Source organism: Nocardia sp. NPDC050175 (assembly GCF_044459885.1).
Lineage (GTDB): Bacteria > Actinomycetota > Actinomycetes > Mycobacteriales > Mycobacteriaceae > Nocardia.
In genome coordinates, this window is sequence record NZ_JBITJI010000002.1 from 1,063,999 (window position 1) to 1,077,629 (window position 13,631).

Consider the following 13,631-nt stretch of genomic DNA (forward strand, 5'->3'; position numbering starts at 1 on the left):
CTGCGCAACCGGGTCCGGCATATTGGACAATTCACAATGCATTTCATGTGCGTTTGACCAAGATCACTGCATTGGACACCTTGGTTATGACGCGTCATAGCGAATCGCTCTCGACATTCGACACAGGGCGTGCCACGAGATCCGGCGGGCGGGGGCAGTGCGGAGCTGTCACTCGACGTTTGCCTCGGCCATGTCCCGTTTGCTGGGTGAGTCCGCGAGAGGTCGCCGTCGGTGTGTGGTGGTCGGGGTCACACCAAACCTCACATCGTGCATAGTGTGTGCCCATTCACAGGTGGCGAAATTGCGCAACATGCTCAATTTATAAAGCCAAGGTTGTTCATTTCGCCCTTCAAGGGCAGGGTAAAGGGCATCAAGTGCTCAACTAAGGCGGCGCCCGATCGGCGCCGACCGGACGGGTGGATGTATGACCGAGCTCGCCGATCACGACCTGATTCCGGCGCCCTATGACCTCGCCGACCGCTACCGCGTCGGCGCGGGCACCGTTGTCCTGACCGGGGTTCAAGCGATCGCGCGTCAACTGGTGGAACAGCACGTGCGCGACCTGCGCGCCGGACGGCGGGTCGGCACGTTCGTGTCGGGATACCAGGGCAGTCCGCTCGGCGGCGTGGACAAGATGCTGGGCGGGATGCCCAACGTGCTTGCCGAGCACGATATTTCGTTCGTCCCGGGGCTGAACGAAGAGCTGGCAGCCACCTCGGTGTGGGGGAGCCAGGCCGACCTGCCGAAGGGAACCGCCACCCACGATGGTGTCGTCGGCGTGTGGTACGGCAAGGGTCCCGGCCTGGACCGGGCGACAGATGCGTTGCGGCACGCCAATATGTACGGCGCGAACGCCAACGGCGGGGTGCTGCTGCTGGTCGGTGACGATCCGGCCTCGAAGTCCTCGACGGTGCCCGCGGTGAGCGAGCGCTCGCTGGCCGCGATGAACATTCCGGTGCTGTTCCCGCGCAACGCCCGCGAGATCATCACCATGGGCCTGCACGGTGTCGCGCTGTCGCGGGCCTCGGGTTGCCTCGTCGCGCTGAAGATCGTGGCCGACGTCGCCGACGGCGCCTGGTCGGTCGACGGCGACGCGGGTGACATCGACATCATCGTCCCCGAGATCACCTGGGAGGGACGCCCGTTCAACTACCTGCAGCGGCCGATGGCGGCGCCGACGGACAGCGTGATCGCCGAGGCTGACCTGTACGGCCCGCGCTGGGAGGTGGTCAAGGCCTACAGCACGCTCAACGACCTCGACGTGATCGAGCTGGACCCGCCGCACGCCACCATCGGAATCGCCGCCACCGGAACTACTTTCGACGCGGTGCGGCAGGCGCTGATCGATCTGGGCGTAGATGACGACGCGCTCATCCGCGCCGGCGTTCGGCTGCTGCGCATCGGCATGCCGTTTCCCATTGCGCCCGAACGGGTTCGGCAGTTCGCCAAGGGCCTCACCCGGCTCGTGGTGGTCGAGGACAAGACCGCCTTCATCGAGACCCAGATCCGGGAGATCCTGTACGGCACGGCCGACGCCCCGGAGATCATCGGCAAGCGCGACGCCGCCGGTCGCCCGCTGTTCAGCCAGGACGGCGAACTCACCACCGGCCGGATCACCAAGCCGCTGAGCCGCGCCCTGCACGGCTACTTGGACACGAAACGTCCACTGCCGCAGCCACTGTCACTGGCGGTATTGCCCGCCAAGCGCGCCGCCTACTTCTGCAGCGGCTGCCCGCACAACCGCTCCACCGCGGTGCCGGAGGGTTCGCTGGCCGGTGGCGGCATCGGCTGCCACACCATGGTGACCATGTCGGGCCGGGAGGACAGCCAGGTCACCGGCCTGACCCAGATGGGCGGCGAGGGCGCGCAGTGGATCGGCCAGGCGCCGTTCACCGATGTGCCGCACCTGTTCCAGAACATCGGCGACGGAACGTTTTTCCACTCCGGCCAGCTCGCCGTGCAGGCCTGCATCGCGGCCGGGGTGAACATCACCTACAAGCTGCTCTACAACGACGTCGTCGCGATGACCGGAGCGCAGGACGCCGAGGGCGCGCTCGCGGTGCCGATGCTGACCCACAAGCTCAGCACCGAAGGCGTTGCGCAGATCATCATCTGCGCCGACGAGCCGAAGAAGTACCGCAAGCGCGATCTCGCACCGGGCACCCGGCTGTGGCACCGCGATCGGCTCGACGAGGCCCAGCGCGCCTTGCGTGAGGTACCCGGCGTCACCGTCCTCATCTACGACCAGCACTGTGCCGCCGACGCGCGTAGACAGCGCAAGCGCGGCACCCTGCCGACCCGCCGGACCCGGGTCGTCATCAACGAGGCGGTTTGCGAGGGCTGCGGTGACTGCGGCGTCAAGAGCAACTGCCTGTCGGTGCAGCCGGTGGACACCGAATTCGGCCGCAAGACCCGCATCGATCAGACCTCCTGCAACACCGACTACACCTGCATGGACGGCGACTGCCCGTCCTTCGTCACGGTGGAACTGCCGGATCCGGCAAAGGCCAAGAAGCGCAAGGCAGTGCAGCGTCCGGCGCCGCCGGTGCTGCCCGATCTCGCGCAGCCCGTGCTGACGACGACACAGAACGTCTTCCTCGCCGGCATCGGCGGCACGGGCATCGTCACGGTGAACCAGGTGCTGGCCACCGCCGCGCTGCGGGCCGGTTACGAGGTGGCGAGCCTGGATCAGATCGGCCTGAGCCAGAAGGCGGGACCGGTCGTCTCGCACCTGCGGTTCGCCACCGGCGAGCTGGAGCCCGCGAACCGGCTGACGCCGGGTTCGGCGGACTGCATCATCGCCTTCGACCTGCTGACCGCCACGGACAACAAGAACCTGGCCTACGGCTCGAACGCGAACACGCTGTCCGTAGCGTCCACCAGCCAGACCCCGACCGGGGACATGGTGTACGACAAGGCGGTTGAGTACCCGGAGACCCCGGCGCTGCTGTCCAGGCTCGAGCAGGCGTCGCGCGAGGTGCGTTCCTTCGACGCGCTCGCCGCCGCCGAGGTGCTGTTCGGCAACACCGCGGCCGCCAACTTCCTGATGGTCGGCGCCGCGTACCAGCTCGGCGGCCTGCGGCTGCCCGCAGCGTCGATCGAGGAGGCCATCGAGATCAACGGTGTTGCGGTGAACGCCAATATCGCGGCGTTCCGCTGGGGCCGGATCGCGGTCGCCCGGCCGGACGAGTTCGCCGCCGCCGCCGGGCGCACGCAGGCCGCGCGCGCCGAAATCAAGGTTCCGGCAGACCTTTTCGACGGCCTGACCGCGACGGGTGAGACCAGGCGGCTCGTCGAACTGCGTGCCGCGGAGCTGATCGGGTTCCAGGGCGTCCGCATTGCCCGCGACTATGTCCGTACCGTGCAACACATTTGGGACGCACAGTCGCGCACCACCGAGCGCACCGAGTTCAGCGAGCAGGTGGCGCGTGGGCTGTACAAGTTCACCGCCTACAAGGACGAGTACGAGGTGGCTCGCCGCCTGGTCGACCCGGCCTTCCTGGACGAGGTCGCGGGTCAGCTGCCCGAAGGGGCGAACCTCACCTACAAGCTGCACCCGCCGGTGCTGCGGGCCATGGGCCGCAAGAAGAAGATCGGTATCGGACCGCGCGGGCACCTCGCGCTCAAGGTGCTGGCCAAGGGAAAGCGGCTGCGCGGCACCAAGTTCGATCCTTTCGGTTACGCCCACGTGCGTCGGGTCGAGCGCACCCTGCTCGCCCACTACACCGAGATGGTGACGACGCTCGCGGACACGCTCGACGAGGCAGGCTACGACCGCGCGGTGCGGGCCGCCGAGCTCGCCGACACCGTGCGTGGCTACGAGGACATCAAGCTCGCGAATGTCGAGCTGTACCGAAACAGCCTGCGCGACCTCGGCATCGAGCCGCCGGTGCTGGAGTCCAATGAGCGAGCGTAGCGAGCGAATCATGTGCCAGCGCGCATCGCGCTTGGCGGAGCCGAGCGCTAGCGAGGTGGAGTCCAAGAGCGCGGCTGGGCAGTAGACCGCGCGCCTGGTCGAGCGTGAGGCCACGTTCCCGGGCACATGGAAAGCGGCCCGCAACTCTCGGTTGCGGGCCGCTTTCTTATTGATGGGCAAGGAGTTACGAGCGACTCTCAAAACGGTTGCCCCGGTATGGAACCGATCGGGCGATTCGCGCGTCCAACCAGGTAGTCAAGAAGAGTATCTGGGGGGCAACCATGAACACTGCGCAACTGAGCTGGGGCATCGAAAAGATGACCAAGCCCAACGCATTCGCGCATCCGAGTCTGCGCGACTATCTGGATCCGGCGAACGGACCGTGCGGGAGTCTGCTGGCGCCGGCGTTCGAGCTCGAGTTCGCCGACTACGACGAACTCACCGCGCGCGGGGACGTCGACGGCGCACCGATCGTGCTACCGGTCAACACCGAGCACCAGGCCGAAAGGCTGCGCTCGATCCGGGCGACGCATGCCATGGGCCTGATCGTCGCGGTCACCAACGACCTCACCGGCCACTCGACCTACTTCGCCATCCGCTCCGGCGCCAACTTCGTGGTCAACATCGCGATATCGGTCGAGCGGCAAGCCGAACTCCTCCGCACCCAACTGCTCGACCACGTGCGTTCGGTTCGTCACGACCGACTGCCGTCGGTGCGCGGTTCGGTACCGAACGGACGGCGGTCGGAGCCGACCCGAAACATCGCATCCCCCAAAGACATCCGACGGCCTGCCGCGCAGAGCGGCCAGGTCGAGTTGGACGAGTTCGACACCCACCTGTTGCGAATGCTGCGCACATCGATGACCGTCGCCGAGATCGCGCGACTCAACTACCTTTCGGAGCGCTCGATGTATCGCCGCATCCGCAGCCTGTACGAAACCCTGGGTGTACACAGCCGCGCGGAACTGGTCAGGTCGGCCCACCGTGCGGAACCGTCCGCTCCGCTTGCTCTGCTGCGCCGCTGAGCCCGACAACGAAAACGGCCCGGAACCACAAGGTTTCGGGCCGTATCGTTTGTAGCGGGAGCCAACCTTGGCTCGCGCGTCTGACCGCGGCCAGGCGCGCTGCTCGGTTAGCGGCGGCGGGTGATTACCACGGGCTTGATGTCGGTGGGGATGTTGGCGAAGGCGGAGACGGGGATGCCGAAGGAGGCGGCCAGGACTTCGCGGGGGAGGGAGTTGAGGGTGGCGACGATGCCGATGTCGTCGTTGGGTTCCTTGGCGCTGGTGTTGAAGGTGACGAGGACGTCCAAAGGCGTATCGGCGCTGGCGTTTTCGAAATAGTGGAAGTAGCCCTGCGGTGCGAAGACGAGGTCGCCCTGCTCGGCTTCGAAGACGTCGTTGTGGTAGCTGCCGTCTGGATGGGTGCCAAGGATGGTCCACTTGGCTTTGCCGGAGATGATGTAGTTCAGTTCCCATGCGGTGGGATGCCAGTGCGGTTCGCGGATGCCGCCACCGTCGAGATGGACGAAGTAGACCGACCCCTTCTGTCCCTGCAGCACAGGGAAATTATCCTCGTGCGCACCCTGAAGGTAGCCGCCGTCGAAGCTCGCTCGGTCCGCCACCTTCAGCTTGAACAGATGCGACGCGTTGTTGAGGTTGCTGTCGACCGCGCCATCATTCGCGAGCTCAGCGGGCGCGCCAGGACTTGCCGCCGCCGCTCCGATCAGACCGCCCCCGAGCGCGGCCGCCCCTACTGCGACGGCACCGGCGCCGAGCAGGGCTCGACGGTCGATCGACCCATTGTTGTTGTCCTGCTTCACATTCAAGTCGTCTGACATGTCGCCATCTCTCCTGATGCAAGGAACATTGGAATTTAGTTAGCACCTCTAAGATTCAAGTTAGCCCTGCCTCATGTGGGGCAGCTATATGACAAGGGTCATAGGCGCACGGGGTGGCGTTCCTGACGGAATCGGCTCAGAGTCGTTGGAGGACAAGGACTTCCGTCAACGCGGTCGAGTAAAGGTCGATCAGGCCGAAAAATGGCCCAGGCCAGAGAGATTGAAATCTCTCTGGCCTGGGCCTGCTGTAGCGGGGACAGGATTTGAACCTGCGACCTCTGGGTTATGAGCCCAGCGAGCTACCGAGCTGCTCCACCCCGCGTCGGGTGTTCCCCAACCCTACACACTGAGTGGCCAGATGCGAAAACGCCTGGTGAAGCGTGTCGCCGGTCGGCTGGGCGACTCGGAAATGGTGCACCCACGCGGCGGTGGCGAATGTGGCGTGGATCACTTCGGTACTGGACTCGAGATAGACATCACTCAGCGTTTCTCGAATCGTGACCGAGGTTTATCGTTGCTTCTTAGTTCGTGGGCGCGAGGTCGCCGCGGTCCGGGGATGGGATTGGCCGCAGTTCAACAACTGATGCTCGATTTGCTGATTTCAGGAGTTGCTGATGGCGCTGACTCATCGCGGACATCGGACCGAGCAGGTAGCTGTGCAGGGTGGTCCGGCGGGCTTCTCGCATCGGCAGGTGCTGGTCATTCTGAGTGGCCTGGTTCTGGGCATGTTCATGGCGGCGCTGGATCAGACGATCACCGCGACCGCCGTGCGGACCATTGCCGATGATCTGTCCGGTTACTCGTTGCAGGCGTGGGTCACCACGGCGTATCTGATCACCGCGACCTTGACGACGCCGTTGTACGGCAAATTGTCGGATATGTACGGCCGCAGGCCATTTCTGCTCGCCGCGATCGTGATATTCGTCGGCGGATCGCTGCTGTGCACGGTGGCGCAGTCGATGTATCAACTCGCGGTGTTCCGTGCCATTCAGGGCGTGGGGGCGGGCGGGCTGATGTCACTGGCGTCGGCCGTCCTCGGTGACATCGTGAGTCCGCGCGAGCGGGCGAAGTATCAGGGACATTTCCTGGCCACCTGGGCCACGGCCAGTGTGATCGGGCCGGTGCTCGGCGGGCTTTTCGCCAGTCAGCACACGATTTTGGGGATCACCGGGTGGCGCTGGGTGTTCTTGATCAACGTTCCGGTCGGCCTGATCGCGCTGGTGGTGGTGTATCGGGTGGTCCGGATGCCGAGGAGTAATCCGCCGCGGGTCCCGGTCGACTGGCTCGGCACCGTGGCCTTCGCTACCGGCATCACGCCATTGCTGATCGTGGCCGAGCAGGGGCGCAGCTGGGGATGGACCAGCGTGGGTGCGTTGGCCTGCTACTCGATCGGCGTGATCGGGTTGGTCGCGTTTGTCGGGATCGAAGCCAAGATGGGCGACGCGGCGCTGATTCCATTGCGGCTGTTCCGAAATCGGACATTTGCGCTCGGTGTCGCGATCGCGATGGTGGTGGGTGCGGCGTTGTTCGGCGGCATCATTCTGGTTCCGCAGTATCTGCAGGTCGTGCGCGGGGCCAGTCCGATAGCCGCGGGTGTGCAGCTGCTGCCGATGGTCGGCGGGCTGATGGTGGGTTCGATCGTGTCGAACCGGCTCATCTCGCGGACCGGTCGCTACCGTGCGTTCCCGATTATCGGCACCGCCACGGTCGCCGTCGGTCTGTTCCTGTTCCACTATCTGACGCCGGAAACACCGCTGTGGCGAACCATGATCTTCATGGCGATCACCGGGTTCGGGCTGGGAAACCTGTTGCAGCCCATCACATTGGCCATTCAGAACGCCGCCGCACCCAAGGATATGGGCGTATCGAGCGCGGCCGCGACCTTCTTCCGTCAGGTCGGCGGCACGCTCGGTGTCGCGGCCTTGCTGTCGACGCTGTTCGGCCTGCTGCCGACCAAGGTGACCGCCGCGCTCGAGGCCGCCTCCACCCGCCCGGCGTATCAGCAGGCGGTAATGGCGGGGTTGCACAGCAGCAATCCGGCCGACGTGGCCTTCGCGCAGGGGCTGGTGCATCACGACCAAGCGGCGGTGCAGAAGGTGCTCGACGACAGCTCGGTGATTCAACAGTTGAATCCGACGCTGGCCGGGCCGTTGCAGACGGGCTTCGCCGAATCCATGTCGACGGTTTACGTCGCTGCCGCTTTGCTCGCAGTGGTCGCGTTTGTCATGGTTTTGTTCTGGAAAGAGATCCCGCTGCGGGAATCCGGCGGGGTCGAGGGATCTGTCTGAGAGAGCGGAATTTCATGTTAGCGCCACGTTAAGTTGCGGCTAATTATTTCGCTTCGTGCAACTCTTTGACCGCCGTGACACGACTGTCCCTTTGGTCCGGCCCGAGGATGCCTACGGGCGCTGAATCGTGTCATTGTCCGTTGTCGATAAAGAGTCCGGAAACGGGTCGAATCCGGCAAATCGAAAATAATTCACTTTCCTCATCGTTCCAGATGAGAGCCTATTTTGTGACGATTCACAGAGCGAATCGCCATGCTCGAGTGGAATGTGACTAATTGTCGAAAAACCGCTCCCGTAAAGATTTCGTAGGTGTCGTGTGATCTGAAGTACAGCACCTTGAACTCTATTAGCTGGAGGTTCACTGTATCTCATACGACGTGTATCGCGATGAGATTGAAACGTCATCGAGTTGCGTCGGAAAACCTATCCGTCGAGTCAGCGAAAGCGGTATCAGCCCCGCGCTGGCGTTGGGTAGGAACCGCGACAGCGTGGTCGCCGATACCGGATACCGCAAAGAAGGTTGACCATGGTTGAACTACTCGACGCAATGGCGGTGGAGCAAATCGACACGAATTTCTTTCGTGGCAAGCTCCAGCACCGCACCGCCCTGGTTCGGACGTTCGGCGGCGAAGTCGCGGCGCGTGCCCTAGCGGCGGGCTCGTCCGGGATGCACGCCGGATTCACCGTCCATTCGATACACGGATACTTCGTCCGTTCGACGACACCGGAGATTCCGATCGACTACTTGGTCGACACCGTCAAGCTCGGCCGCTCGTTCGCCGTTCGTCGCATCCGGGCCTTGCAGCACGGCCGGGAGACCTTCCTGATGGTCGCCTCGTTCCATGTCGGCGGTCACGGGGTACGGCATGCCGACCCGTGCCCGGAAGCCCCCGATCCCGATTCGCTGGCTCCCATCGGCATGGGCGACACGGGCAACGAATGGGACGGCTGGGATATCCGCCGGGTACCGGACGGCGCGATCTGCGCAGCGCGCCAACAGGTTTGGCTCCGCTACACCGGCGAGCTGCCGGACTGCGCGGTCACGCACAGCTGCGCACTCACCTACGCCAGCGATATGACGCTGCTCGGAGCCGCTGTCGCGGCGCACCCCGGCATCGCCATTCAGACTGCCGCGCTGGACTATTCGATCTGGTTCATGCGTCCGTTCCGGGTGGACGATTGGCTGCTCTACGACGAGATATCGCCCTCGGCGGCGGGCGGCCGGGCGTTCACCCAGGGCCGGATATTCAGTCGCAACGGCGATTTGGTGGCGATGGTCGCGCAGGAGCGGATGCTGCGGCTGGCCGAGCCCGCCTTCCTGTCGGATGCCTCGGGCCTGCTGGATCGGGAGGCGTCCTGATGGCCGCCCCGGTGTATGTCGGTCTCACCGACAAGGCGTTCCTGCGGCTGCATCACGGCTACGGCGCACCGGTCATCAGCCAGACGGTGACGGTGCTGGCCAACCGGCTCACCGAGGACGAGTTGCGTGCGATGTATGCCCAGCTGCGCTCCGGCCCGTTCATGCGGCGGGTGCGGCGCCCGCGGGTGCCGTTCGCCCGGTCGCGCTGGGTGCTCGCGGACACTGCCTTGCCGCTATGCCTGGAGCGTGCCGCGATCGACGACGGCGACGCGCTGGCCTGGGCGAATGATCAGGCGCAGTATCCACTCGATCCCGAGCAGGGGTATGGGTGGCGGCTGTCGGCGGTGCCGACGCGCTCCGGCGGCATGGTCTGTTCCTGTGTCGCGTCGCATGCCATCGCCGACGGCCACGCGGGACTGATGGCGGCCATCGGACTGGTCCAGCCCGAGCTGGCGACGACGGCGGGCCTCGACGAGGTCGGCCGGCTGCGCGACGATCTGAAGGACGGCACCAGCCGCGGTATCGCCGTTGTGCGAGAAGTGGTTTCGGAAGCGCGACGCGCGTATCGGGATCCAGCCCACCGCAAGGCGATCCGCCAGGCACTGTCCCGCCGTGACGCCAAGCCGGAGCCAACGCCGCTCGGCTGGCGCGAAGGCTCGATCATCGCCACCTTCGACGCGGCGCAGTGGAAGGATCTCGCGGCAGAGCGCGGCGGTTCGCCCAACACGCTGTATCTGGCGCTGGTCGCCGACCTCCTGCGGCACTGCGGGTCGGTCGGCGAGACGGCCCCGCTGGTGCTGATGACCGCCGTGCGGATCCTGCGGGAACAGGACCAGATCGACTCGAATTCCTTTGCGCGCGTGCCGATCATGGTGCAGCGGGAGTGGCTGGATCGGTACGACCTTGCGCCGCTGCGTGCGGCGAGCAAGGCCGGATTCGGCGCGGTGCACGGAGTCGGTGCCGGCGGGATCTCGCGCCCGCGGAACATGCCGCCCGAGCTGATCGACGTGCTGCCCGAAGCGGTGGTGGAACGGCTCGCCGACATTCCGCCGATCACCGTCGGCATGTGTTCCAACATGGGCGTGCTCGACCCGTTCGTGCCGACGGTGATGCGCAACGGCGCGGAGCCGACCATGTTCGTGATGCGCGGCGTGTTCCAGGGCATCGACACCGAGCAGGCCGGTCGCCAGCCGATCGCGCTGGCGACCTGGTTGTCGGAGTTCGACGGAAAGATCCAGTGGGTCCTGGAGAGCATCAAACCCGAAATGGCGCACACCGATGAAGAACTGGGCTTTCTGGCGCGACTGGTCGCCGAGGCCTGGGGATTGAAACCGCTCCACGTCAGCAGCGGCGGCGGCAGTAACAGCAAGACAGCCAGGGAGTTCTCATGACCAAGCCACTGATCAAACTAGGCACCGACTTCGTCTACAACCCGCACCCGGTGTACGACGAACTGCGCAAGCAGGGCCCGATTCACCATGTCCTGCTGCCCAACGGACTGACCTCCTGGCTGGTGGTCGACTATCAGCTCGCGCGGGAGGTGCTCGCCGACGGCCGGATCAAGAAGGGCGCGGCCGCCCTCGCGCCGATCACGACGCGGCTGCGACCTGGCGATTCGTACACGACGGTGAGCACGGATCTGTGGGAGCACATGCTCAGCTCCGATCCGCCGGACCACACCCGCCTGCGCAGGCTGGTGACCAAGGCGTTCACCGCGCGCACCGTGGAGCAGCTGCACCCGCGGATCGACGCGCTCGCGGACAAGCTGCTCGACGAGATGGCGGGCCGGACCGAGGTCGACCTGATCGCCGACTACGCGCTGCCGATTCCGATGACGGTCATCTGCGAACTGTTCGGGGTGCCGGAGGCGGATCGGGCGCGGTTCCGCGAGCTGTCGACCACGATGACGGCGTCGTCCGCGGAGAACGCGGAAGATCAAGAGACGGCGGCGAATTCGCCGTTCTACGCGACGGCGGCCGAGCGCGGCGCGGCGAGCATCGAGCTGGCCACCTATCTGATCGGGCTGGTCGCCGGGCGCTCGAAGGACCTCGGCGAGGATCTGCTGTCCCAGCTGATCATGGCGAACCACGAGGGCGACAAGCTCAGCGACAAGGAACTGATCGCGATGCTGTTCCTGATCCTGGTGGCCGGGCACGAGACGACGGTCAACCTGATCGGCAACGGCCTCTACGCGATGCTGCGCGACCGGGTGCTGTACGAGGAGCTCACCCGCGCACCGGAGCAGATTCCGGCGGCCATCGAGGAGTTCCTGCGGCACGAGGGCCCGGTCCATCTGGCCACGCTGCGATACACCTCGGAGCCGGTTACCTTGGCGGGCATCGACATTCCGGCCGAGGAGCTGGTGTCGGTGTCGCTGGCCGCCGCGGACCACGACCCGAACCAGTTCGGGAACCCGCACGGCATCGAGATCGGCCAGGCAGGCAAGAGCAAGGGCGGGCACCTGGCCTTCGGGCACGGCATCCACTACTGCGTCGGCGCGCCGCTGGCCCGGTTGGAGGCGAAGGTGGCCTTCGACAAGATCCTGGCCCGGTATCCGAACATGAAGATGGCCGACGAGGTGCAGTGGCGGCCGAGTACGTTCCTGCGCGGTCTGCAAACGCTGCCGACCGTGATCGACTGACCGACCAGGGGCCCAGATCAGTGCTGAGCTGGGCCCCTGCGTCGTGGCTCAGCCGAACTTGATGCCCTGTGCCAGTGGCAGTTCGGCGGAGTAGTTGATCGTGTTGGTGGCCCGGCGCATGTACGCCTTCCACGAATCCGAACCGGATTCGCGGCCGCCGCCGGTCTGCTTCTCGCCGCCGAACGCGCCGCCGATCTCGGCGCCGGAGGTGCCGATGTTGACGTTGGCGATGCCGCAGTCGGAGCCGTCGGCGGCCAGGAAGCGTTCGGCCTCGCGCTGGTCGGCGGTGAACACCGACGACGAAAGCCCTTGCGGCACTTCGTTGTGCAGGGCGATCGCGCTGTCGAAGTCGTGATAGGTCAGCACGTACAGGATCGGCGCAAAGGTCTCCTCGCGCACCACCGCGGTCTGCGCCGGCATCCGCACGATCGCGGGCCGCACGTAGTACGCGTCGTCGCCGAAGCCGTCGACTCGTTCACCGCCGCAGATCAATTCACCGCCGTCGGCGAGCGCCTTGTCCAGCGCGGCCCGCATGCCCGCGTAGGCCCTGCCGTCGATCAGCGGGCCGACCAGCACCCCGTCTTCCAGCGGATTGCCAACGCGCAGTTGCTGATACGCGCTCTCGATCCGCTCGACCAGCGGCCCGACCACGTCGGCGTGCACGATCAGCCGCCGCAGCGAGGTACACCGCTGCCCGGCCGTGCCCGCCGCCGAGAACACGATGCCGCGCGCCGCGAGCTCCAAATCCGCTGAGGGCGTGACGATCGCGCCGTTGTTGCCGCCGAGCTCCAGCAGGCAGCGGCCGAACCGTTCGGCCACCCGCGGCGCGACGATCCGGCCCATCCGCACCGAGCCGGTCGCGCTCACCAGCGCCACCCGCTCGTCGTCCACCAACTGCGAGCCGACCTCGGCCGCGCCCTGAATCAGTTGGTGCACTTCGGGATCCGCGCCGACGTCGGTCGCGGCCCGGCGCAGCAGGGTGTGGCAGGCCAGCGCGGTGAGCGGCGTCGTCTCCGACGGCTTCCACACCACCGTGTCGCCGCAGACCAGCGCGATGGCGGTGTTCCACGCCCACACGGCCACCGGGAAGTTGAACGCCGAGATGACCCCGACGACGCCCAGCGGATGCCAGGTCTCCATCAGCCGGTGCCCCGGCCGCTCGGACGGCATCGTCTGGCCGTACAGCTGCCGCGACAGGCCGATCGCGAACTCGCAGACGTCGATCATCTCCTGCACCTCGCCCGCGGCCTCGGCGCCGATCTTGCCGGCCTCCAGGGTCACCAGCTCGGCGAGCTCGCTCTTGTGCGCGGTGAGCAGCTCGGCCAGCCTGCGCACCACCGCGGCGCGGATCGGCGCGGGCACCGTGCGCCAGGCGCCGAAAGCCGTGGCCGCGCGGTCGATTGCGGCATCGACCTCGGCCGATGTGCTCGATTGCAGGCTCATCAGCTGGGTGCCGGTGATGGGGCTGCGGGCGGGCAGGTCGCCCGATTCGGGGGGTTCCACGCCGAGTCCGCGCAGCACCGCCGCCGCGCGCTCCGCCAGTTCCCGGGTGGTCTGGTCGCCGAGTACATCCGTCATCTGTTGCT

Annotated in this window: 8 protein-coding genes and 1 tRNA gene; 6 read left to right on the top strand and 3 right to left on the bottom strand. The window is 66.1% G+C overall.

Annotated elements, in window-relative coordinates; all coding sequences use genetic code 11:
- The first annotated feature begins 424 nt into the window (after window positions 1-424).
- Window positions 425-3,916 (top strand): indolepyruvate ferredoxin oxidoreductase family protein, encoded by a 3,492-nt coding sequence (locus ACIBK2_RS10275; protein WP_396965640.1) that lies wholly within the window; start codon window positions 425-427, stop codon window positions 3,914-3,916.
- Between the two features lie 281 nt (window positions 3,917-4,197).
- Entirely contained in the window at window positions 4,198-4,941 is a 744-nt protein-coding gene (locus tag ACIBK2_RS10280) for a hypothetical protein (protein ID WP_396965642.1), read from the top strand.
- A gap of 107 nt (window positions 4,942-5,048) precedes the next feature.
- Here ACIBK2_RS10280 and ACIBK2_RS10285 read toward each other — a convergent pair whose 3' ends face one another.
- The gene (locus ACIBK2_RS10285) at window positions 5,049-5,756 is read right to left on the bottom strand and encodes a cupin domain-containing protein (RefSeq protein WP_396965644.1); all 708 of its coding nucleotides are present in this window, start codon (window positions 5,754-5,756) and stop codon (window positions 5,049-5,051) included.
- Window positions 5,757-6,004: 248 nt separating this feature from the next.
- Window positions 6,005-6,078: transfer RNA gene (locus tag ACIBK2_RS10290), tRNA-Met, on the bottom strand.
- Between the two features lie 292 nt (window positions 6,079-6,370).
- Between ACIBK2_RS10290 and ACIBK2_RS10295 the strand changes: the two genes are divergently transcribed.
- The 4 genes from ACIBK2_RS10295 to ACIBK2_RS10310 all read left to right on the top strand — a co-directional run bounded on the left by ACIBK2_RS10295 (window position 6,371) and on the right by ACIBK2_RS10310 (window position 12,045).
- Window positions 6,371-8,044 (top strand): MDR family MFS transporter, encoded by a 1,674-nt coding sequence (locus ACIBK2_RS10295; protein ID WP_396965646.1) that lies wholly within the window; start codon window positions 6,371-6,373, stop codon window positions 8,042-8,044.
- A gap of 526 nt (window positions 8,045-8,570) precedes the next feature.
- A complete protein-coding gene (locus tag ACIBK2_RS10300) occupies window positions 8,571-9,404 on the top strand; it encodes an acyl-CoA thioesterase (RefSeq protein WP_396965648.1) in 834 nt (277 codons plus the stop codon).
- Complete coding sequence (locus ACIBK2_RS10305; protein WP_396965650.1) at window positions 9,404-10,795, top strand: hypothetical protein; 1,392 nt, start codon at window positions 9,404-9,406, stop codon at window positions 10,793-10,795. The genes ACIBK2_RS10300 and ACIBK2_RS10305 overlap by 1 nt, the downstream gene beginning before the upstream one ends.
- Window positions 10,792-12,045, top strand: coding sequence for a cytochrome P450 (locus tag ACIBK2_RS10310; protein WP_396965652.1), 1,254 nt, complete (start codon window positions 10,792-10,794; stop codon window positions 12,043-12,045). The genes ACIBK2_RS10305 and ACIBK2_RS10310 overlap by 4 nt, the downstream gene beginning before the upstream one ends.
- 48 nt (window positions 12,046-12,093) lie before the next feature.
- On the opposite strand, the gene ACIBK2_RS10315 is transcribed toward ACIBK2_RS10310, so the two are convergent.
- Window positions 12,094-13,623, bottom strand: a complete 1,530-nt coding sequence (locus ACIBK2_RS10315; protein WP_396965654.1) for an aldehyde dehydrogenase family protein — start codon at window positions 13,621-13,623, stop codon at window positions 12,094-12,096.
- Window positions 13,624-13,631 lie beyond the last annotated feature (8 nt).